General features: G+C 66.2%; 18 protein-coding genes. 12 read left to right on the top strand and 6 right to left on the bottom strand.

Translation table 11 applies throughout. The features are described from left to right. From lldD to ACZLHH_RS13620, 5 genes are all read left to right on the top strand, one after another. Window positions 1–1,140: an FMN-dependent L-lactate dehydrogenase LldD gene (lldD, locus tag ACZLHH_RS13640; RefSeq protein ID WP_071229117.1), complete on the top strand. Its 1,140-nt coding sequence runs from the start codon at window positions 1–3 to the stop codon at window positions 1,138–1,140. Continuing rightward, on the top strand, window positions 1,137–2,843 hold the full coding sequence (dld, locus tag ACZLHH_RS13635; RefSeq protein WP_180845434.1) for a D-lactate dehydrogenase: 1,707 nt from the start codon (window positions 1,137–1,139) through the stop codon (window positions 2,841–2,843). The genes lldD and dld overlap by 4 nt, the downstream gene beginning before the upstream one ends. A 92-nt stretch (window positions 2,844–2,935) precedes the next feature. Then, window positions 2,936–3,544, top strand: coding sequence for an SMI1/KNR4 family protein (locus tag ACZLHH_RS13630; protein WP_071229115.1), 609 nt, complete (start codon window positions 2,936–2,938; stop codon window positions 3,542–3,544). A gap of 117 nt (window positions 3,545–3,661) precedes the next feature. Further along, window positions 3,662–4,546 (top strand): hypothetical protein, encoded by an 885-nt coding sequence (locus ACZLHH_RS13625; RefSeq protein ID WP_180845435.1) that lies wholly within the window; start codon window positions 3,662–3,664, stop codon window positions 4,544–4,546. A gap of 295 nt (window positions 4,547–4,841) precedes the next feature. Next, window positions 4,842–5,804, top strand: a complete 963-nt coding sequence (locus tag ACZLHH_RS13620; protein ID WP_132808894.1) for an IS110 family transposase — start codon at window positions 4,842–4,844, stop codon at window positions 5,802–5,804. A gap of 44 nt (window positions 5,805–5,848) precedes the next feature. Here ACZLHH_RS13620 and ACZLHH_RS13615 read toward each other — a convergent pair whose 3' ends face one another. Further along, a complete protein-coding gene (locus tag ACZLHH_RS13615; RefSeq protein ID WP_006373100.1) occupies window positions 5,849–6,145 on the bottom strand; it encodes an I78 family peptidase inhibitor in 297 nt (98 codons plus the stop codon). Window positions 6,146–6,316: 171 nt separating this feature from the next. On the opposite strand from ACZLHH_RS13615, the gene ACZLHH_RS13610 reads away from it, so the two are divergent. Beyond that, a complete protein-coding gene (locus ACZLHH_RS13610) occupies window positions 6,317–6,973 on the top strand; it encodes a hypothetical protein (RefSeq protein WP_049463092.1) in 657 nt (218 codons plus the stop codon). A gap of 67 nt (window positions 6,974–7,040) precedes the next feature. Continuing rightward, complete coding sequence (locus ACZLHH_RS13605) at window positions 7,041–7,817, top strand: CDP-diacylglycerol diphosphatase (RefSeq protein ID WP_164081234.1); 777 nt, start codon at window positions 7,041–7,043, stop codon at window positions 7,815–7,817. Here ACZLHH_RS13605 and ACZLHH_RS13600 read toward each other — a convergent pair. After that, window positions 7,814–8,413: a GNAT family N-acetyltransferase gene (locus ACZLHH_RS13600; RefSeq protein ID WP_071229112.1), complete on the bottom strand. Its 600-nt coding sequence runs from the start codon at window positions 8,411–8,413 to the stop codon at window positions 7,814–7,816. The two genes, ACZLHH_RS13605 and ACZLHH_RS13600, sit on opposite strands and share 4 nt — an antisense overlap. Before the next feature lie 218 nt (window positions 8,414–8,631). Between ACZLHH_RS13600 and ACZLHH_RS13595 the strand changes: the two genes are divergently transcribed. Both ACZLHH_RS13595 and ACZLHH_RS13590 read left to right on the top strand, forming a co-directional pair. Next, the gene (locus ACZLHH_RS13595) at window positions 8,632–11,358 is read left to right on the top strand and encodes a TonB-dependent receptor plug domain-containing protein (RefSeq protein ID WP_180844345.1); all 2,727 of its coding nucleotides are present in this window, start codon (window positions 8,632–8,634) and stop codon (window positions 11,356–11,358) included. 104 nt (window positions 11,359–11,462) lie between these two features. Next, window positions 11,463–12,095: a hypothetical protein gene (locus tag ACZLHH_RS13590; protein WP_258014048.1), complete on the top strand. Its 633-nt coding sequence runs from the start codon at window positions 11,463–11,465 to the stop codon at window positions 12,093–12,095. A 27-nt stretch (window positions 12,096–12,122) separates the two neighbouring features. Here ACZLHH_RS13590 and ACZLHH_RS13585 read toward each other — a convergent pair whose 3' ends face one another. Continuing rightward, complete coding sequence (locus tag ACZLHH_RS13585) at window positions 12,123–12,764, bottom strand: hypothetical protein (protein ID WP_180844346.1); 642 nt, start codon at window positions 12,762–12,764, stop codon at window positions 12,123–12,125. A gap of 183 nt (window positions 12,765–12,947) precedes the next feature. Here ACZLHH_RS13585 and ACZLHH_RS13580 point away from each other — a divergent pair, with 183 nt between their 5' ends. Continuing rightward, complete coding sequence (locus ACZLHH_RS13580) at window positions 12,948–14,108, top strand: amidohydrolase family protein (protein ID WP_180844347.1); 1,161 nt, start codon at window positions 12,948–12,950, stop codon at window positions 14,106–14,108. A gap of 49 nt (window positions 14,109–14,157) precedes the next feature. Here the strand turns inward: ACZLHH_RS13580 and ACZLHH_RS13575 are convergent, their stop codons facing one another. The 3 genes from ACZLHH_RS13575 to ACZLHH_RS13565 all read right to left on the bottom strand — a co-directional run bounded on the left by ACZLHH_RS13575 (window position 14,158) and on the right by ACZLHH_RS13565 (window position 16,289). Continuing rightward, window positions 14,158–14,595: a DUF3806 domain-containing protein gene (locus ACZLHH_RS13575; RefSeq protein ID WP_180844348.1), complete on the bottom strand. Its 438-nt coding sequence runs from the start codon at window positions 14,593–14,595 to the stop codon at window positions 14,158–14,160. 176 nt (window positions 14,596–14,771) lie between these two features. Further along, window positions 14,772–15,245, bottom strand: a complete 474-nt coding sequence (locus tag ACZLHH_RS13570; RefSeq protein WP_180844349.1) for a DUF3806 domain-containing protein — start codon at window positions 15,243–15,245, stop codon at window positions 14,772–14,774. Window positions 15,246–15,407: 162 nt separating this feature from the next. After that, entirely contained in the window at window positions 15,408–16,289 is an 882-nt protein-coding gene (locus ACZLHH_RS13565; protein WP_180844350.1) for a LysR substrate-binding domain-containing protein, read from the bottom strand. A 122-nt stretch (window positions 16,290–16,411) separates the two neighbouring features. Between ACZLHH_RS13565 and ACZLHH_RS13560 the strand changes: the two genes are divergently transcribed. Then, the gene (locus ACZLHH_RS13560; protein WP_180844351.1) at window positions 16,412–17,113 is read left to right on the top strand and encodes an ankyrin repeat domain-containing protein; all 702 of its coding nucleotides are present in this window, start codon (window positions 16,412–16,414) and stop codon (window positions 17,111–17,113) included. Window positions 17,114–17,164: 51 nt separating this feature from the next. Then, window positions 17,165–18,622: an amidohydrolase family protein gene (locus ACZLHH_RS13555; protein ID WP_180844352.1), complete on the top strand. Its 1,458-nt coding sequence runs from the start codon at window positions 17,165–17,167 to the stop codon at window positions 18,620–18,622. Window positions 18,623–18,650 lie beyond the last annotated feature (28 nt).

The following is an 18,650-nucleotide window of genomic DNA, read 5'->3' as shown; positions in this document are numbered from 1 at the left end:
ATGATCATCTCCGCCTCCACCGATTACCGTGCCGCAGCGCAACGCCGGCTGCCGCCGTTCCTGTTCCACTACATCGATGGCGGCGCGTATGCCGAGCACACGCTGAAGCGCAACGTTTCCGACCTGTCCGACATCGCGCTGCGCCAGCGCATCCTGCGCAACATGTCCGACCTGAGCCTGGAAACCGAACTGTTCGGCGAAACGCTGGCGATGCCGGTGGCACTTGCGCCGGTCGGCCTGACCGGCATGTATGCCCGGCGCGGCGAGGTGCAGGCGGCGCGCGCGGCCGACAGTCGAGGCATCCCGTTCACCCTGTCCACCGTATCGGTGTGCCCGATCGAGGAAGTGGCACCGGCCATCCAGCGGCCGATGTGGTTCCAGCTGTATGTACTGCGCGACCGTGGCTTCATGCGCAACGCGCTGGAGCGGGCGCAGGCCGCGGGCGTGACCACCCTGGTGTTCACCGTGGATATGCCGGTGCCGGGTGCGCGCTACCGCGATGCTCACTCCGGCATGAGCGGACCGAATGCCTCGCTGCGCCGCATCGGCCAGGCCATCACCCACCCGCACTGGGCGTGGGACGTGGGCCTGTTCGGCCGCCCGCATGATCTGGGCAACATCTCCACCTATCGTGGCAACCCGACCGGGCTGGAGGATTACATCGGCTGGCTGGGCAGCAACTTCGATCCCTCCATTTCGTGGAAGGACCTGGAATGGATCCGCGAATTCTGGAAGGGCCCGATGGTGATCAAGGGCATCCTTGATCCGGATGACGCGCGTGATGCGGTCAAGTTCGGCGCCGATGGCATCGTGGTCTCCAACCACGGCGGCCGCCAGCTCGATGGCGTGCTGTCCACTGCGCGTGCTTTGCCGGCGATTGCCGATGCGGTACAGGGCGATCTGAAGATTCTCGCCGATTCGGGCGTCCGTACCGGCCTGGACGTGGTGCGCATGCTGGCGCTCGGTGCCGATACCGTGCTGCTGGGGCGTGCCTTCGTTTATGCGCTGGCCGCGCAGGGCGAGGCCGGCGTGGCCAACCTGCTGGACCTTATCGCCAAGGAGATGCGCGTGGCGATGACACTGACCGGTGCGCGCCGCATCGCTGACATCGGCCGCGATTCGCTGGTCAGCCTGCCATGAGTGGCCACGATGCCGTGCTGGCACAGTTGCGCGACGCGGTCGGCAGCCGCCATGTGCTGACCGGCGACAAGGCCACGCGCCGCTTCCGTCGCGGCTACCGCTTCGGCGACGGCCCGGTGCTGGCGGTGGTGCGCCCGGGGACGCTGCTGGAGCTGTGGCGTGTTCTGCAGGCGGCGGTGCAGGGGGGGGCAGCGATCATCCTGCAGGCGGCCAACACCGGCCTGACCGGTGGCTCGACCCCGGATGGCAACGACTATGGGCGTCCGATCGTGCTGGTCAGCACGCTGCGCCTGACCGGCATCCAGCTGTTGAACGAGGGCCGGCAGGTGCTGTGCCTGCCCGGCGCGACGCTGGACCGCCTGGAGCAGACGCTGGCACCGCTCGGCCGCGAACCGCATTCGGTGATCGGCTCGTCCTGCATCGGTGCGTCGGTACTCGGTGGCATCTGCAACAACTCCGGCGGCGCGCTGGTGCGCCGTGGCCCGGCCTATACCGAACTGGCACTGTACGCGCAGGTCGATGCGCAGGGCCAGCTGCAGCTGGTCAACCATCTGGGCATCGCGCTGGGCGATACGCCCGAGCAGATCCTGCAGCGCCTGCAGGCGGGCGACTACCGTGCTGCCGACGTTGGGGACGGCGATGGCCGCGCCGCCTCCGATCCACGCTACGCCGAGGAAGTGCGCCGGGTCGATGCCGATACGCCGGCACGCTTCAATGCCGACCCCAGCCGCCACTTCGAGGCAGCGGGGTCTGCCGGCAAGCTGGCAGTATTCGCGGTGCGCCTGGATACCTTCGAGAAGGAGGCCGCCGAAGTCTTCTACATCGGCAGCAACCGCACCGACAGCCTGACCGCGATCCGGCGCCAGCTGCTGACCGGCTTCGAACGCTTGCCGATTGCCGGCGAATACATCCACCGCGATGCCTATGACATCGGCGAGCGCTACGGCAAGGACAGTTTCCTGCTGATCGACCGCCTCGGCACCGCCCGCGTGCCGGCCGCCTTCGCACTGAAGAGCCGCGTCGATGGCTGGTTCGAGCGGTTGGGCCTGCGCGGGGTGACCGACCGGGTGATGCAGGTGCTGACCGGCCTGCTGCCCTCGCACCTGCCCAAGCGCATGGGCGAGTTCCGCCAGCGCTACGAGCATCATCTGCTGCTGAAGGTCTCCGCGCAGGACGCCGCGGACACCGAGGCCTGGCTGCGCCGCTTCTTCGCCGACCATGAGGGCGACTACTTCCACTGCACGGCCGATGAGGGGCGCAAGGCGTTCCTGCATCGCTTCGCTGTGGCCGGCGCCGCGGTGCGCTACCGCGAGGTACACCGCGACCAGGTGCAGGACATCGTCGCGCTGGACATCGCCCTGCGCCGCGATGATGCCGACTGGTTCGAGCAGTTGCCGGTCGATATCGATGGCCGCCTGCTGCACAAGCTGTATTACGGGCACTTCCTGTGCCACGTGTTCCACCAGGACTACATCGCGCGCAAAGGCGAAGACCCGATGGCGATCGAGCATGCGATGTGGGCGTTGCTGGACCAGCGTGGCGCCGAGTATCCAGCCGAGCACAACGTCGGCCACCTGTACCCGGCCAAGCCGGCGCTGGCCGGGTTCTACAGGCAGCTGGACCCGAGCAATACGTTCAATCCGGGCATCGGCCAGACATCGAAGGCGAAAGGGTGGGGTGGCTGCGACTGTAGTGGGCATTAGCGGCGCACTCTCTGAAAATTCGGATCTCTTGCATTCATCACTGATCGGGTTCGCACTAGGCTGAGGTCTTGGCTGAAACGGATACAGAACCAATGCAGAGTGCGGATCAGATATGGGCGTCCATCAAAGCGTCGCTTCACGAGAAAAATTGTCTGGATGAAGTGCAGTTGCGACCGGGAGCTTCCGAAAGCGAGTTGGTTGAACTGGAAGCTCAGCTTGCAGTCGCTTTGCCAGATCTGCTCAGGCAGCTGCTGATGATTCACGACGGGCAGGATGGGGCCGGGCTTCTGTTCGGCACTCAGATGCTCTCGTCCATGGAGATCAGGCGGCAGTGGCAGGGTTGGCGTGAGATCGAGGCCGACGGCATGAACGAGGACTGTGCGGAGTTCATGAAGTCCAGTCCTGCGGGGGTGGTGAAGCCGATGTATACCAATGCACGTTGGATACCGCTGACTCACGATGGTGGCGGCAATCACATGGGATTGGATTTCGATCCCGATATTGACGGTGCTGAAGGACAGATGATTGCCTTTGGTGCGGATGAAGAAACCAAGTACCTTCTTGCTCCCACTTTCGCTGACTTCGCTGAGAAGGCTGTGGAGTGGATCACTCAGGCAAGCTGGGATGGTGAGAATCTCGAGTCGACAACTGATGACGGCTTCGCTCCCCCGGCCATTCTCCGTACTGCTGGAGGGGCGTAGTTGGGAGCGCCGTTCTGACAGGTAGTGTGCCGCTTGGGTTCCGGTTGACCGGGCTGGTCGCGATCGTTCCGTTATTCCTGCGCTACCATCTTGATTCCACGAGCAGGAATCTCATCCATGCCCCCCGTCCTTGCCCGCACGACCGTGTGCGTTGCACTGCTGGCCACCCCGATGCTGGCGCTGGCGCAGGGCTCGATCCTGCCGCAGCAGCGTGACGCTGCGGGCAACGTGATGGAGCCGTTGGGGCAGGTGCTGATCGCCAGTGAGACGGGGCCGGTGGGGCTCTACGAGTGCACGCGGGACGGCAACTGGTGCGTGCGCGTGCAGCCGGTTGCCAAAGATGGTGACCGGCCGACCGTGCTGGAAGTACTTGAGAAGGCACCGGGCCAGGGCACGCCACACACCTACCACGTCAGCATCGACGTGCCGCAGGAAAGCGAGCTGTCGCTGTGGCCGTGGATCGTGCGGCTGGCACCTGGCGTGGGCAGCGATGAACCGGTGACCGACCCGCAGCAGCGCGCCCGCCAGAATGTGCTGGTGGGTGGCATCGTCACGTTCAGCGCCATGTACTCCGGTGGAGGTGCCGACGCGTCCACGCTGCAACTGGCACGCGTGCGCCACCTGCAGGACGACATCCAGGTGGACGACGACGTGTTGACCGTGCCATGGCTGGGCAATGCGATGATCCGCGCCTGTTTCAGCGAACAGGACATCAAGCAGCGCGCAGGTGCCTGCCATGACGAATACGGCTTCTCGGCGAAGCTGGCGCTGGATACGGTCGCCGAGGGCATGCCGGTGCTGCGCTACCAGACCGTGGCGACCCGGTTCCCGGCCGGTGTTTCGCGCTTCGAGGATTCGCTGGCCAAGGGGCCGTTGAAGAAGCAGGATCTGCGCACCGAGCAGGACCCGGCGTGCACCTACACGCGGCTGTTCCGCTTCAGCGATGGAGTATTCCACCCCGACCAGGCGCTGCCGGATTGCGCGGGGTATACCGAACCCTGAACCTTGTAGAGCCGGGCCTACGCTCGGCTGGTCTTCGGATGCGCCGCGCGAAAAGCCAGTCGAGCATGGCTTGTATGTTCCTCCCGGCTCCTACGAGGTATGTAGGAGCCAGGGTGGAGGGACCGTCAAGCATGCATCTGCGGATACTAGCCGACAGACGAGTCGAGCGATCCCCATCCCGCACACGAACGTCGATAAAGGATCGTACGGCCCCCAAAGGGGATCGTCGATGTAGGCAAGCTAACGTCGGTGCGGTACCACCCCAGCCCCTTAAAGATAGCTGGGAGCCGTACAAATGTCTGATTCTCTCGATATTGGCGTGGACGTGGACTCCAAGGAGTTCGTACCGGCAGTGGCCGACCGCAAGGCCGGCGACAGGATCGCCAACACCCGGGCCGGCATAGCCCAGTGGCTCAACACCTTGCCCCAGCGATGCCGGATTGGCATGGAGGCGACGGGGCGGTACTACGAGTTGTTGGCTCGGATGGCTGGCCAGGCAGGCCACGTTGTCTATGTGATCAATCCACGTCTGATCAAGCACTACGGCCGGGCGACGGGCTCGCGTGGCAAGACGGACGCCATGGACGCCGAAGCGATCGCCCGGTACGTGAAGAAGGAGAACGATCGCCTGCGTGAATACGTACCGCGTACCGACGAGCAGCAGCAGATGCACGATTTGCTGCGCAAGCGGCAGACGCTGGTAAAGACACGCGCGCGCCTGGAGCAATCCTTCGGGGTAAGCAAAAGTGCCCCCGGGGAGCTGTCAGATCTGTTCTGCGCTCTGGCTGGGACGCTGTCCGAGCTGGAAAGCGAACTGCAGCGCTTGGGTCGCGATGGAGAGCATGGCACGCTCTACAAGCGCCTGTTGACCATCCCTGGTATCGGCCCCGCCGTCGCCGCTCACCTGATCTACTACATGACGCGCTGGCCGTTGGCCAACGCCAACGCGTGGATCGCCTGCACCGGCCTGGATCCCCGGCCTAACGAGTCTGGCGGCAGAACGGGACGGCGTCGGCTGTCCAAACAGGGCGCGCCAGTGCTGCGCCAGATGCTCTACATGGCCGCCATGGGGCTCAAGCGGTGTCGTCGGGGGCAACCGCTCTACGACGAGCTGTCAAAACGCGGTCACCCCAGCACCGCCGTCTTCAACATCCTGGCCAGAAAGCTGGCCAGGATCGCCTGGGGTGTCTTCAAAAGCGGCCGGGACTTCGATCCGGCCATGCTGAAGGTGGGTCAAGCCTGCTTCCAGCAGGCTTGACCACGAACATAGGATCTCGACTCTACAAAAGCCTGCTGCCGCGCTTACTCGCAGCGGGTGGACGTGATGATGTTGTCCTTATCCACGAACACGCGCAGGCGGTCCGGGCGGATGTCCTTGGTGGTGATGGTGCTGGGGCCGATCGGGTTGACCAGGCCGGCACCGCTCTCGCGGGACAGGCGACGGATGTTGGGCTCGTTGGCCGGCTGGCCGATCGCCCAGCCCAGCTGGCTGGCGTCGCAGCGGCCACTGCCTTTGACTTCCGGGCCAGGGGTGCTGACGCAGGCCGACAGCAGCAGGGCGGAGGCCGGCAGCAACAGGGACAGACGGAATGCAGACATGTGAGCGCTCCTGCGCAGGGGACGATGGCGGGAACGATAGCACCGAGCGTGCGAAAGGCGTCAGCGCCCCGGTCATTGCCGGCACAGCGTGGTCATTGCATAGTGGGAGGAATAGCTGGCAGTACGCCAGCGGGCAGGCCGGGCCTTTCCGGCGCAGGTGTTGGATACGGTATGACGGCAGGCAGTTTCCGCGGCAAGGACAAGACAATGACGGCCCTGATGTTGTCGTTGCTGGGCGTGGCGTTTGCCGCCTCCGCTGCCGATCCGGAACCCGAGCAGGTCCAATCCCCGGTATTCGGCGCCTGGCGCAACCTGCAGACCGAATCCGGCTACGCGCCGGCGCAGCGTAACCTGGCCTTCGCCATGCTGCCGCAGGCGGCCACCCGCGGCGACCGTTTCGCCATCCTCGACCGCGAGGGCAAGCGGGCGGTGTGCTGCCTGCAGGTGGCCAGCCCCTCGCTGGGCGTCGCTGCGCTGCGCGGGGAGTACCACCTGCCGCAGGCCTGGGTGACCGACCTGAGCAATGGCCGTAGCCCTGCACGACCCTATGTGCCGCACGTCTATGCGATGCAGCGGGTGGACGAGCTGGCCGACTACAGCTTCGCCGATGTACCTGGCGCCTACAGCGACCTGGGCGGTCTGCTGATTCCGGAAGGTGCCGCGCTGGAGGCCGACGGCAGTGCCGTGCGCCTGGGGGACAGCCGCTACCCGCTGCATTTCCAGCGCCAGCCGCACGCCGATGACGATGGCGCGCTGGACCGCTACAGCCTGCAGGCCGGCGAGGGTGCCGCCCCGATCGTGGTTGAAGTGCCGTTCGGCACCTACTGATTGCAGCGTTGCACTGGCTAGAATGCAGCGCGGCGCTGTCTGCCGCGCCTGCTCCGTGAGTCGTGCCGTGTCCTTGCGCCCCTTCCTGCTGTCGTCCCTGCTGCTGTTGTCTGCCTGTGCCAGCGCGCCTCCGCCGCCGGCCCATTCCGATGCATTGTGGCGATTGATTGAACGTGACTGCCAGGGCGCCGAAGGCCCGCGTGGCGATTGCCTGCGGGTGGAGACGGCAGCAGACCGCCGCGATGTGCTGGTCAAGGACGCGCACGGCGACTACCAGTTCCTGCTGATGCCGCTGGACAAGGTCAGCGGCATCGAGAGCCGCAGCCTGTACCAGCGAGGTGCACCCAACTACTTCGGCGCGGCCTGGCTGGCCCGCACCCACACCGAACGGGCGCTGGGCCAACCGCTGCCGCGCAACGTTGCCAGCCTGGCGCTGAATTCACCGCATGGCCGCTCGCAACATCAGCTGCATATTCACGTGGATTGCCTGCGTGCCGACGTGCTGCAGGCGCTGGACACGCATGCTGCCGCTCTGGGCAGCCAGTGGACACCGCTGCCGGGGCTGCTGCGCGGCCATCAGTACCAGGCACGCCTGCTGCCGGGCGCAGAACTGACCGCCAATCCGCTCAATCTGCTGGCCTACGACCTCGCAGGCGTGGACGACGTCGGCCAGTGGAGCCTGGTTGTGGCGGGCCGGGACGCCGTGCAGGGCGTCCCGGGCTTCATCCTGCTGGCCACCCGTGTGGACGCGGGCACCGGCAACGAGGCCAGCGCCGAAGAGCTGCAGGACCACGCCTGCTCGGTGCTGACCGGTGCCGGCAACGCGCTGGAGCGGGTGCGCTAGTCCAGCATCCTGTGCTTGCTCCGCCACATGGGTGCGGTCAGCGCCAGCAGCTGGCGATCCTGCCAGCCATCCAGATCCAGATGATGGTCGCGCAGCAGGCCTTCCTGCTCGAAGCCGAAGGCCCGCAGCGCGGTGGCGAACGGATCACTGCAGTCCGGTGGCAGCATCACGAACAGGCGATGCAGGCCGACGTCCTCGAACAGGAACGGGCACAGCGCCTGCAGCGCCGCGTCGGCATGCGGGTGCCAATGCTGCAGCGACAGCAGTTCGGCGCTGCGCGCGTGTAGTGATTGCAGCCGTACGTGCAGCTGGTCCAGTACGTTGCCGTGCTCGTCATCGAACACCCCCAGCAGCAGCTGGTCGTTGTCCTGTTCCAGGCGTGAGCGATGCATGTGGGCGAGGAAGCGCGCTTCCTCATCGATGACGGACGGATCGCGGCGGCCGCGCCGGCGGCGGTCATCGAACAGGCGCCAGCGCGGCAGGTCGGCACGCTGGAAAGGGCGCAGGGTGACCGGTGCGGCCTGCAGCTGCAGCAGGTGACGGCGCAGCACCGGGCGCAATGGGGGAAGGAGGGAAGTGGGGTACGGGGTCATCATCCCCGGCACGATGGCCGTGCCTGCAGCCCTGCACCATTCAAAACATTGCAAAAGTGTGGTGGATGGCACTGCGGGTCTGATTCGGTTCAGGCATAAGGCCATCAGGCCTGGTCATTTCCGTTGAAACCCCCCATTCAGGACACTTTCGTTACGGGATCGTTATGCGCCGTACAGGCCGCTGCCCCCGTACCACAACCGCCCAACTCCCCAGGAAGCCCATGTCCGCCTCCCACAAGGCGCTGCGCCCGCGTCCGCTGGTGCTCGCACTGTCGTCCCTGATGCTGGTCTCGATGCCGGCCTTCGCGCAGGAAAGCGCACCCACCACATTGCAGGAAGTGAAGGTCACCGGCTCGCGCATTCCACGCGCCAGTGTCGAGGGCCCGTCGCCGGTGACGGTGATCAGCCGCGAGCAGATCGATGCGCAGGGCTACCGCAATGCCTTCGACGCACTGAGCGCGCTGACCGAGAACACCGGCAACGTACAGGGCGAGGACTTTGGCAACACCTTCACCCCGGCCGCCAACACCATCAACCTGCGCGGGCTGGGCCCGAACCGCACGCTGGTGCTGGTCAACGGCCGCCGCCAGGCCGACTACCCGCTGGCCTACGAAGGGTCGGTGAACGTGGTCAACCTGGCCAACATTCCCAGTGCGCTGATCGAGCGCATCGAGGTCCTGGCGGCAGGTGCGTCTGCGGTATACGGCTCCGATGCGATCGCCGGCGTGGTCAACATCATCCTCAAGGACCGCTTTGAGGGCGTGGATGTGAACGTGCGCGCCGGTGGCACCCAGCAGGGCGGCGGCGACAACCAGCGCGCGCAGGTGGTCGGTGGTAGTTCCGGCGAGCGTTGGGATGCGCTGTTCGGCTTCGAGTTCGATGTGCGCAAGGCGATCCACGCGCGCCAGCGCGATTTCATGGATTCGCTGGACGATGATCCGGCCGGCAAGGCACCGCAGGCGACCGCGATCGCCTATCGCCGCAATGCCGCCACCGGCCGCAACATCGATCCGGGCGTCACTGGCTGCGACGGGGCGTCTGCCATCTATGGCGGCAGCGTGTTCCGCGCCTTCAACCCTCGCCAGGGCTGGTACTGCGGCAGCAACGAGGCCGCCGCCAGCTACTGGACCGTGCAGACCCAGAAGCGCAACCTCAATGGCTATGGCCTGCTGACCTTCCACGTCAACGAGACCACCGACCTGTTTGCCGATGTCGCCGTGGGCAGCGCGCGGATCTACAACAACACGCGTGCGCCGACCTGGACCTCGGCCCGCAACTACTTCTACAACCAGACCACCGGCAACCTGGAAAGCTGGTACCGCCGCTTCGCGCCGGAGGAAATCGGCGGGCTGCCGCGCAATGCCAACCGCTTCCTGGAAAACTCGTGGTCGTTCAACGTCGGTGCACGTGGCCAGATCGGCGACAGCGGCTGGGACTATGAGGCGGTCTACAGCCGCTCGCGATACGAGAACCGCACCCGCCGCCCGGTACTGCTGGCCGGCATCAACGAATACCTGCTCGGCCCGAAGCTGGGTGTGCGCAACGGCGTTGAGGTCTATGCGCCGGATCCGGCGCGCCTGTTCCAGCCGTTGACCCCGAACGAGTACGAGGGGCTGTCCGACTACCAGGAAAGCCGTAACGCGGCATGGCTGCAGACCTTCAGCGCCAGCGTCAACGGCCGCCTGTTCGCGCTGCCTGGGGGCGATGCGGCGTTGGCAGCGGTGGTCGAGGCCGGCAGCCAGGGCTATCGCAACCGACCGGACCCGCGCCTGGGCAGCGGCGAGTTCTGGAACACCAGTGCAGGCGTGGGCGCCGGTGGCGAGCGTGACCGCTACGCTGCAGGTGTGGAGCTGCAATTGCCGTTGCTGCAGTCGCTGACCACCACCCTGGCCGGTCGCTATGACCAATACCGTGCCGGTGGCGAGCACATCGGCAAGGCCACCTGGAGCTTCGGCGTCGAGTTCCGGCCGATCGAGAGCCTGCTGATCCGTGGTACCGCTGCCACCAGCTTCCGGGCGCCGGACATGAACTACGTGTTCGCAACCGAGACGCGTGGTTACAACCCGGGCATGACCGATTACTGGCGCTGCCGCACTGCGGGCCAGTCGTACGACAACTGCGACTACAACGGCCTGTCGATTGATTACAGCAACCGCGCCAATGCGCAGCTGCAGCCGGAATCGGCCAAGTCGTATGGTTTCGGCGTGGTCTGGTCGCCGCTGTCCGGCCTGGATTTCAGCGCGGACTACTACGACATCCGCATCGACAACGAAGTGACCAGCCTCGATACCAGCCGCATCCTGCGTGATGAGGCCGATTGCCGCCTGGGCCGCACGCTGGGCGGCGAAGCGCGCGATATCGGTTCGCCGCTGTGCCAGGACGCGCTGTCGCGGGTGATCCGCAATCCGTCCAATGCCACGGTGCAGCCGGACCAGGTGACCCGCGTGCTGATCAATCCGATCAACGCGGCCTCCGAATCGGTTCGCGGTCTGGACCTGAAGGGCAACTGGCGTTTCGATGCCGGCCGCTATGGCCGCTTCACCACGCGCCTGGCCTACACCGTGGTGCTGGAGCACAAATACCGACAGTTCTCCGATGATCCGGAGCGTGACATCCGCAATTCGCTGGATGACTACCAGTGGCGCAGCAAGGCCAACGGCAGCATCACCTGGAACCAGGGTGACTGGACCACCACGCTGTACGGCAACCGCTTCGGCTCGCTGCCGAAGACCGATGGCAGTGGCCGCATCGCGCCGTACATGACCTACAACGCCAGCGTGTTCCGCCAGTTCGGCGAGAACCTGTCGGTGGGTGTGATCGTCAACAACCTGCGTGACAGCCGCCCGCCGGCGGACAAGAACGGTGGCGGCTGGCCGTTCTACCCGGTCGGCAACTACGACCCGTATGGCCGCCAGTACTGGGTGCAGCTGGACTACCGGTTCCGCTGATTCCGCAGGCGAACGAAAGGCCCAGCATTGCTGGGCTTTTCTTTGTGCAGTGCACCCGTGTTGCCGCTGCGCGCGAGGCATGCTGTGGCGCTACCCGGAGGAGGATGCGCATGGATGTCAGGGTGTGGAGTGTGATTGCGGTGGTGGCCATTGCAGGTTGCAGTGGCAGGCAGGCGGCCAGCGTGGAGGATGCCGCGGAGGTGGCCAATGCCGCGCCTGCGCAGTCTCACGCGCAGCCAGCGGAGCACGCTGGGCCATCGCGCGCGGCAACGGCATCGAGTGCCACGACGGCGGCAGCTGGGCTCGCGCAACCGGAGGGGCACTTCCTCGAGGGCGAGCGCATGCTGCTGAGCGAGGGTGCGGTGTCCGTGCAGAAGAGCGAGGCGCTGCTGGGTTCCGACAAGGCTTTCGCGCAGGCGATCAGCCAGTTCGAGCGCGATGCGGCCGGCCACCCGGAAGTGCAGGACCTGACCCGGCTCTACAGGACGGCCGCGACCCGGCTCATCGGCAGCGACGGCACGCTGGTGTCTTTCGCCTGTGGCTACAGCCTGTGTGTTGGCGAGATCCGAAGCCGTACCGATGAAAATTTCAGTGCCTGGTCCGAGGCGATCGGCACGGACAAGGCGGCCCCGGTCTACAGCCTGGCCACGGCGCCGATGACATGGGGCAGGGACCAGCGTGGTGGGCGCTTCGTGTTCTCGGTGGATCCTGCAGCCAACGCCATCACGGGCCCGTAGCCGGCGGATGCCCGGCGCCGCGGCGCGTTACGGAAGCGTCTGCTGCAGGTACGACTCGATGACGTAGCTGAAAGGCTGCTGCTGGCGGTCGCGCAGCAGGGCACGCACTTCCAGGATCACGCCGCGGTCGCCTTCGCCCCGCGGCGGCCAGAACGTCTGGTCAGCCAGGGTCTGGCGCTGGAAGCCGAGCGGGCCGACCACGCGACCGAACGGTTCGTCGGTGCTGTCCAGCACCTGGTTCATGGCCGGGCTGAGGTGACCAGGCAGGTACCAGTTGTCGGCCTCGGACAGCACGCGGCTGCCGCAGACCAGCTGCACGCGGCGATAGCGCAGGTCGGTACCCGGCTTCACGCCCAGCGCCTGCAGCACGTCGGCGGGGGCCGGCTTGTCCTGGCCGTGTATGCGCACGGCGCGCACCCGCGCCTGTTCGGCCAGGCCGTGCTCTGCGCACCAGTGTTCCAGCGTGGCGGTGGCGCTCTGCCCGGACAGCACGCGCTGGTGCAGGCGCTCGACCAGCGCAGCCGGGGCGATCCGCTGCTGGCCCGGCGGCGACTGCAGCGGCGCAGCGGCCGCAGCATCAGTGGCGGACAGGCTGGCGATCGGAGCGGCGGCAAGCAGGGACGCGGCCTGCCAGCGGCGGAGACGATCGTGGCGGTCGGACGGGCCCATGCGGCATCACAGCGGAAACAGGCGCCCATGTTACCCGTTCAGGGGTGTGCACGGCGTGGCTGCGACCGGTTGTCGCAGGGGGAATCATCGTTCTGGTGAATGCGTGCCATCCAGATATTTCGTTGGCCGATGGCGCTATCGAGGCGCAGGATGGCGCCAGTCTTGGCTTTCCGGGAATTCCCGATGACCCTGCAGTTCATCCACGGCGGTGTCGACCGCGACGGTGCACCGCTGCACTTCCACATCCGTGATGGCCGCATCAGCGGGCTCAACGGCCATACCGGCTCGGCTGAAGGGGCGGAAAGCGTCGATCTGCAGGGCTTTGCGGTGCTGCCGGGGTTGGTGGATGGCCACATCCACTTGGACAAGAGCTTCGTTGGCGACCGTTGGCATCCGCATCAGCCGGTGAACAGCCTGCGTGAGCGGTTGGCGGTGGAAAAGGCGGCAGTGGCGGCTGCGGCGCCGATGGTCGATCGCGCCGAGGCGCTGATCCGCCAATGCAGCGGCTTCGGCACAGTGGCAATGCGCTGCCATGTCGATATCGATGGCAGCACCGGCCTGCGTCACCTGGAAGCGGTACGCGAGGCCGCATTGCGCTGTGCCGACATCATGCGCATCCAGCTGGTGGCGTTCCCACAGGCCGGGGTGATGTCCTGCGCTGGTACCGCAGCGGTGCTTGAGCAGGCCCTTGCTGCGGGCGTGGAGGTGCTCGGCGGCATCGACCCGACCACGCTCGACGGTGATGCCGAGGGCCAATTGGCACTGCTGTTCGGCCTGGCCGAGCGCTATGGCGTGCAGCTGGACATTCACCTGCATGAGCCCGGCGAAACCGGCCTGGCCCAGCTGCTGCGCATCGCCGCGCGCACCCGGGCCGCTGGCCTGCAGGGGCGGGTGGCGGTCAGCCATGCCTATTCGCTGGGCGACGTGCCGCTGGCGCGCGCGCTGCAGGTGGGCGAGGCGCTGGCGACGGCCGGCGTAGCGATCATGAGCAACGCGCCGGGCGATCATCCGTTCCCGCCGCTGCGCGCGTTGCATGACGCTGGTGTGCGCGTGTTCGCCGGGAACGACAACATCCGCGACTGCTGGTGGCCGTATGGCAACGGCGACCTGTTGCAACGCGCGATGCTGCTGGGCTACCGCTCCGGCTTCCATACCGATGCCGACCTGATGCTGGCGCTGGACATGGTGACCACCCATGCCGCGCAGGTGATCGGGCTGCCGCAGTACGGTCTTGTGGAAGGGCATCCGGCCACTTTCGTGGCGGTGCGTGCCGACCACGGCCCGGCCGCTGTGGCCGGGGTGCCGGTGGAGCGCCGCGTGGTGGTCGACGGCCGCTGGCTGTAGATTCACGCCGCGCAACCCCGTGTAGTGCCGAGCCATGCTCGGCGGCCTTTCAGACGTAATCGTCGGCACGGGTGACGACGAATTCCTCAAGCCACGCCAGCAGGTGGGCGATGTCGATGATCTCGCCCTGCTCGACGCGCTTGAGCAGCAGCGTGCTGGCGCCGATCTGCAGGCTGCTGTCGGCATAGCGCAGCACCGCGTCGATACCCCAGGCATCGGTGACCTGCATCCAGGCCAGGCCCGGCACGCGCTGGGCCAGGGTGTCACCGAACGCCACGCCCAGTGCTTCCCAGCCATCGCAGTCGTCGCGGTCGATCAGCTCGGCATCGACCACGCGCTGCAGCATGGTGGCCGCCAGCGGCCACTGCACCGGCAACGTCGGAAAGCCGGCGGCCACGCGCGCAGCGATCAGCGAGCGCTGGTGCTGCAGATGCGTCTGCAGTGCAGCGGGCAGGGGATCGAAGCGGGTGGGGATTTCATCGGACATGGCGAGGCGCCGTGGGGCACGGAAACAACGGGGACTGTAGCCGGCGATGTAGTGCCCTGGTGCGGCAGGTCTGATCAGATATCGATGATCAGTGCGCGAACTGTGATTGCTTCCGCATGCGCAGCATCAATGTGCGAATACGTCATTCTGCGCAGCTCAATCGTTCTCTCAAGGGCTCAGCCGGACTTGCGCGCTTGCTGGATGACGAACTCCTCCAGAGCTTCAAGCAGATGGTTGATCTCGATGGTCTTGCTTTCTTCGACGCGTTTGATCAACAGGGTGCCGGCGCTGACCATGATATTGACGTCTCCATAGCGGAGAACCGCATCGACGCCCCAGGCATCGGTTACCTGGGCCCAGGCAAGTTCCGGTACACGCTGTGCCAGACAATCACCAAATGCGACCCCCAGTGCTTCCCAACCGTCACAATCATCGTGATCGATCAGTTCTGCATCGACTACGCGTTGCAGCGTGCTCGGCAGCAGCGGCCATTGAACAGGCACGGTAGGGAACGCAGATGCGACGAGGGCAGCAACCTGTGCACGCTGCTGCTGCATGTGGGCGATGAGCGCAGGTGGCAGCGGATCGAACCGGATGCTGGCTTCGTCCTTCGGAGCAGGGGTCAAAGCAACCTGGTACGTGCTGGTCATAGGCGGGGCAATCTGGAGAGGGGCGTTCCCCACCCTATCGTCCAGGCTTTGTTTACGCCATCACTAGGCCTTTTGCGACAAGCATGTACTAGCTGACGCTTCAGCGCCCTTTCGGATGCCGGACGGTCGTTTCCATCCACGCATGACGTGGTTCTACCGCGGTCAATCCGGTTCGCGCTGCACCTGGCGCCACAGTTCGCTGGCCAGCGCGCGCACGGCATCATCTGCGTCGGCACGATGCAGCAGGCCGATCTCGTAATTGTCGATCACCGGCAGCTCGCGTTCGCCATCGATGATGCGGTGATCGCGGGTGACCGCGCGGCGTGGCAGCAGGCTGACGCCGATGCCATCGGCCACCGCGCCCTGGATGCCACTCAGCGAAGAACTAGTGAAGGCGATGCGCCAGCGCAGGCCCAGCGCCTCCACGGCGTGGATCATCTCGTCGCGGTACAGCCCGCGTGGCGGGAAGGTGACCAGCGGCAGCGGGTCCTGCTGCAGGCAGCTGCTGCGCAGGCTGTCGATCCAGTGCATCGGCTCGCGTCGGCAATGCACCGCCTGGCGGCTGTTGCGGCGTTGCTTGACCAGCACCAGGTCCAGCTCGCCGTGGTCGAAGCCCTGCGCGAGGTCACGGCTGAGGCCGCTGCTGATCTCCAGCTTCACCTGCGGGTGGCGACGGCTGAAAGCGGCCAGCATGCGTGTGGTCTGTGCGTTGACGAAGTCCTCGGGGACACCGATGCGCACCGCGGTTTCCACGGTGGCGCCGGCCAACGCCTGTGCCATTTCCTCGTTCAGGTCGAGCATGCGCCGCGCGTAGCCAAGCAGGGTGTGACCGGCGTCGGTGGGGTGTACGTCGCGGTGGCCGCGTTCGAGCAGGCGATGCCCGGCCAGTTCCTCCAGCCGGCGCACCTTCTGGCTGACCGTGGACTGGGTCGAATGCAGGCGCGTGGCCGCAGTGGTGAAGCTGCCGCAGTCGGCCACCATCACCAGCGCACGCAGCAGGTCCAGTTCGAACAGGGTTCTATTCGATTTGGCACTGTCTTGCATTTGAACATTTCACTTCTGGATACCCAGGCCGACTTCTACCATGCAGGGCAGGGGCCGGCAATGCCCGGCTGTAGCTACCGTCGCACGGCGTTCCGTGGCGACGGTCATGAGGAGACACCGTCATGCGCGTCCATCGTTCCCCTGGCTGGCCTGCGCCGTTCGCGCGCGTGCTGCTGTTATTCCTGCTGGCCATGATCTCCCCGGCCTGCACCGCAACGTCCAAAGCCGACGTCGATGGCCGCCTGCGCGATGCTGCCAGCCGCGGCGATGCCGATGCGGTGCGACAGGCGATCGAGGATGGCGCCACGCTGGAGGCGCGTGATGGCCAGGGCCGTACCGCGCTGCTGCTGGCCACGCATGGCAACAATGTAGACGCCGCGCGTGAACTGATCGAAGCCGGCGCCGACGTCAATGCCAAGGACGCCATGCAGGACAGCGCCTACCTGTACGCCGGCGCGCGTGGACTGGACGAGATCCTGGCGATGACCCTGGCGCATGGCGCCGATCTGCGCAGCACCAACCGCTATGGCGGCAGCGCATTGATTCCCGCCGCCGAGCGCGGCCACGTCGCCACTGTGCGCACGCTGCTGCGTGCAGGCGTCGCTGTGGACCATGTCAACCGCCTGCACTGGACCGCGCTGCTGGAAGCGATCCTGCTCGGCGATGGCGGCGCGCGCCACGTGCAGATCGTGCAGCTGCTGCTGGAGGCCGGCGCCGACCCCGAGCTGGCTGACGGCGACGGTGTGACGCCGCTGGCGCACGCGCGCCAGCGCGGCTATACCGGAATTGAAACCCTGCTGCGCCAGCACGGCGCGGTGCGCTGAAGACTGTTCCCTTCCACCCGCACGCTGGGCGTGCCAATCAGGATGCTGTCCATGTTCCGTTCCCGTCCGTTGTCCCTTGCCATCCTCCTTGCGGTGGCACCGCTGTCGGCGTCTTCCGCTGAGCGCGCCGACCTGCTGATCCGCAATGCCACCGTGGTCGATGTCGAGCACGCCAGCACCCTGGCGGGGCAGAGCGTGGTGATCCGCGGCGAGGACATCGTCGCCGTCGGCCCGGATGCACAGCTGCGCAGCCAGTGGAGTACGGCCCGCCAGATCGATGCCAAGGGCAAGTACCTGATCCCGGGCCTGTGGGACATGCACGTGCACTTCGGTGGTGGCCCGGCGCTGATTGAAGAGAACAAGGCGCTGCTGCCGCTGTACATCGCGCACGGCATCACCACCGTGCGTGACTGCTCCGGCGACCTGCCCGAACAGGTACTGCAGTGGCGTGGCGAGATCGCCAAGGGCACGCTGTTCGGCCCGCGCCTGCTCAGCTCGGGCGCGAAGATCGAAGGCATCAAGCCGGTCTGGAAGGGCACGATCGAGGTGGGTAGCGAGGCTGACGCCGACAAGGCGATCACCCGCCTGCAGCACGACAAGGTTGATTTCGTGAAGATTACCGACAGCACGCTGAAGCCGGAACTGTTCCTGTACTCGGCCAGTGCTGCGCGCAAGGCCGGCTTCAAGGCCTCGGGGCATATTCCGATGGCACTGACCGTGGAGCAGGCGGTCGATGCGGGCCTGGCCTCGATCGAGCATCTGGATTATGCATTCAAGGCCGGCAGCAAGGACGAAGCGCAGATCGCCGCCGACTTCGGTGCCGGTCGCATCGACCGCGCCGAAGCCAACCGGCGCCTCGACGCCAGCTTCGACCGCGACACGGCGATGCACGCCTACCGCGATTTCGCCAAGCGTGGCGTATTCGTGACCCCGACCCTCAACGGTGGCCGCATCCTCGATTTCCTTGACCAGGATGACCACGCCAACGATCCGTACCTGGCCTACATCGGCCCGGGCCTGCGCGCGACCTACCAGTGGCGCGTGGACCGCGCGGCGAAGGCCACGCCGGCACAGATCGAGGCGCGCCACGCGCAGTACCACCAGGTGGCCGCGGTGCTGCCGATGCTGCAGGAGGCCGGCGTGACGATCATTGCGGGCACCGATGCGGGCTTCCTCAACTCGTTCAACTTCCCGGGCATCGCCCTGCACCAGGAATTGCAGCTGTTCGTGAAGGAAGGCCTGAGCGCACCGCAGGCGCTGTCGGCCGCAACCCGTTCCGGCCCGGCCTGGTTCGGCCAGATGGACCGTTACGGTGGTGTCGCGCAGGGCAAGGCCGCCGATCTGGTGCTGCTGACCGCCAACCCGCTGCAGGACATTGCTGCCACCGAAAAGATCGACAGCGTGATCCTGCGCGGCAACGTGTATGACCGCGCCGCGCTGGACAAGATGCTGGCCGAAACCAAGGCCAGGGTCGCAGCGTGGAATGTCGAGGCTGCGAAGACGCAGTGATCGACAGGGGCAGAGCCCTTCCCGGTGG

It is taken from the genome of Stenotrophomonas sp. 28608_Sma, from assembly GCF_056486185.1.
The sequence above is the reverse complement of the archived record's forward strand: the minus strand, read 5'-3'. Positions and strand labels throughout refer to the sequence as shown.

Coding starts and splice junctions, on each gene's coding strand:
- lldD (WP_071229117.1), top strand. CDS start 1: ATGATCATCTCCGCCTCCACCGATTACCGTGCCGCAGCGCAACGCCGG.
- dld (WP_180845434.1), top strand. CDS start 1,137: ATGAGTGGCCACGATGCCGTGCTGGCACAGTTGCGCGACGCGGTCGGC.
- ACZLHH_RS13630 (WP_071229115.1), top strand. CDS start 2,936: ATGCAGAGTGCGGATCAGATATGGGCGTCCATCAAAGCGTCGCTTCAC.
- ACZLHH_RS13625 (WP_180845435.1), top strand. CDS start 3,662: ATGCCCCCCGTCCTTGCCCGCACGACCGTGTGCGTTGCACTGCTGGCC.
- ACZLHH_RS13620 (WP_132808894.1), top strand. CDS start 4,842: ATGTCTGATTCTCTCGATATTGGCGTGGACGTGGACTCCAAGGAGTTC.
- ACZLHH_RS13615 (WP_006373100.1), bottom strand. CDS start 6,145: ATGTCTGCATTCCGTCTGTCCCTGTTGCTGCCGGCCTCCGCCCTGCTG.
- ACZLHH_RS13610 (WP_049463092.1), top strand. CDS start 6,317: ATGACGGCAGGCAGTTTCCGCGGCAAGGACAAGACAATGACGGCCCTG.
- ACZLHH_RS13600 (WP_071229112.1), bottom strand. CDS start 8,413: ATGATGACCCCGTACCCCACTTCCCTCCTTCCCCCATTGCGCCCGGTG.
- ACZLHH_RS13595 (WP_180844345.1), top strand. CDS start 8,632: ATGTCCGCCTCCCACAAGGCGCTGCGCCCGCGTCCGCTGGTGCTCGCA.
- ACZLHH_RS13590 (WP_258014048.1), top strand. CDS start 11,463: ATGCGCATGGATGTCAGGGTGTGGAGTGTGATTGCGGTGGTGGCCATT.
- ACZLHH_RS13585 (WP_180844346.1), bottom strand. CDS start 12,764: ATGGGCCCGTCCGACCGCCACGATCGTCTCCGCCGCTGGCAGGCCGCG.
- ACZLHH_RS13580 (WP_180844347.1), top strand. CDS start 12,948: ATGACCCTGCAGTTCATCCACGGCGGTGTCGACCGCGACGGTGCACCG.
- ACZLHH_RS13575 (WP_180844348.1), bottom strand. CDS start 14,595: ATGTCCGATGAAATCCCCACCCGCTTCGATCCCCTGCCCGCTGCACTG.
- ACZLHH_RS13570 (WP_180844349.1), bottom strand. CDS start 15,245: ATGACCAGCACGTACCAGGTTGCTTTGACCCCTGCTCCGAAGGACGAA.
- ACZLHH_RS13565 (WP_180844350.1), bottom strand. CDS start 16,289: ATGCAAGACAGTGCCAAATCGAATAGAACCCTGTTCGAACTGGACCTG.
- ACZLHH_RS13560 (WP_180844351.1), top strand. CDS start 16,412: ATGCGCGTCCATCGTTCCCCTGGCTGGCCTGCGCCGTTCGCGCGCGTG.
- ACZLHH_RS13555 (WP_180844352.1), top strand. CDS start 17,165: ATGTTCCGTTCCCGTCCGTTGTCCCTTGCCATCCTCCTTGCGGTGGCA.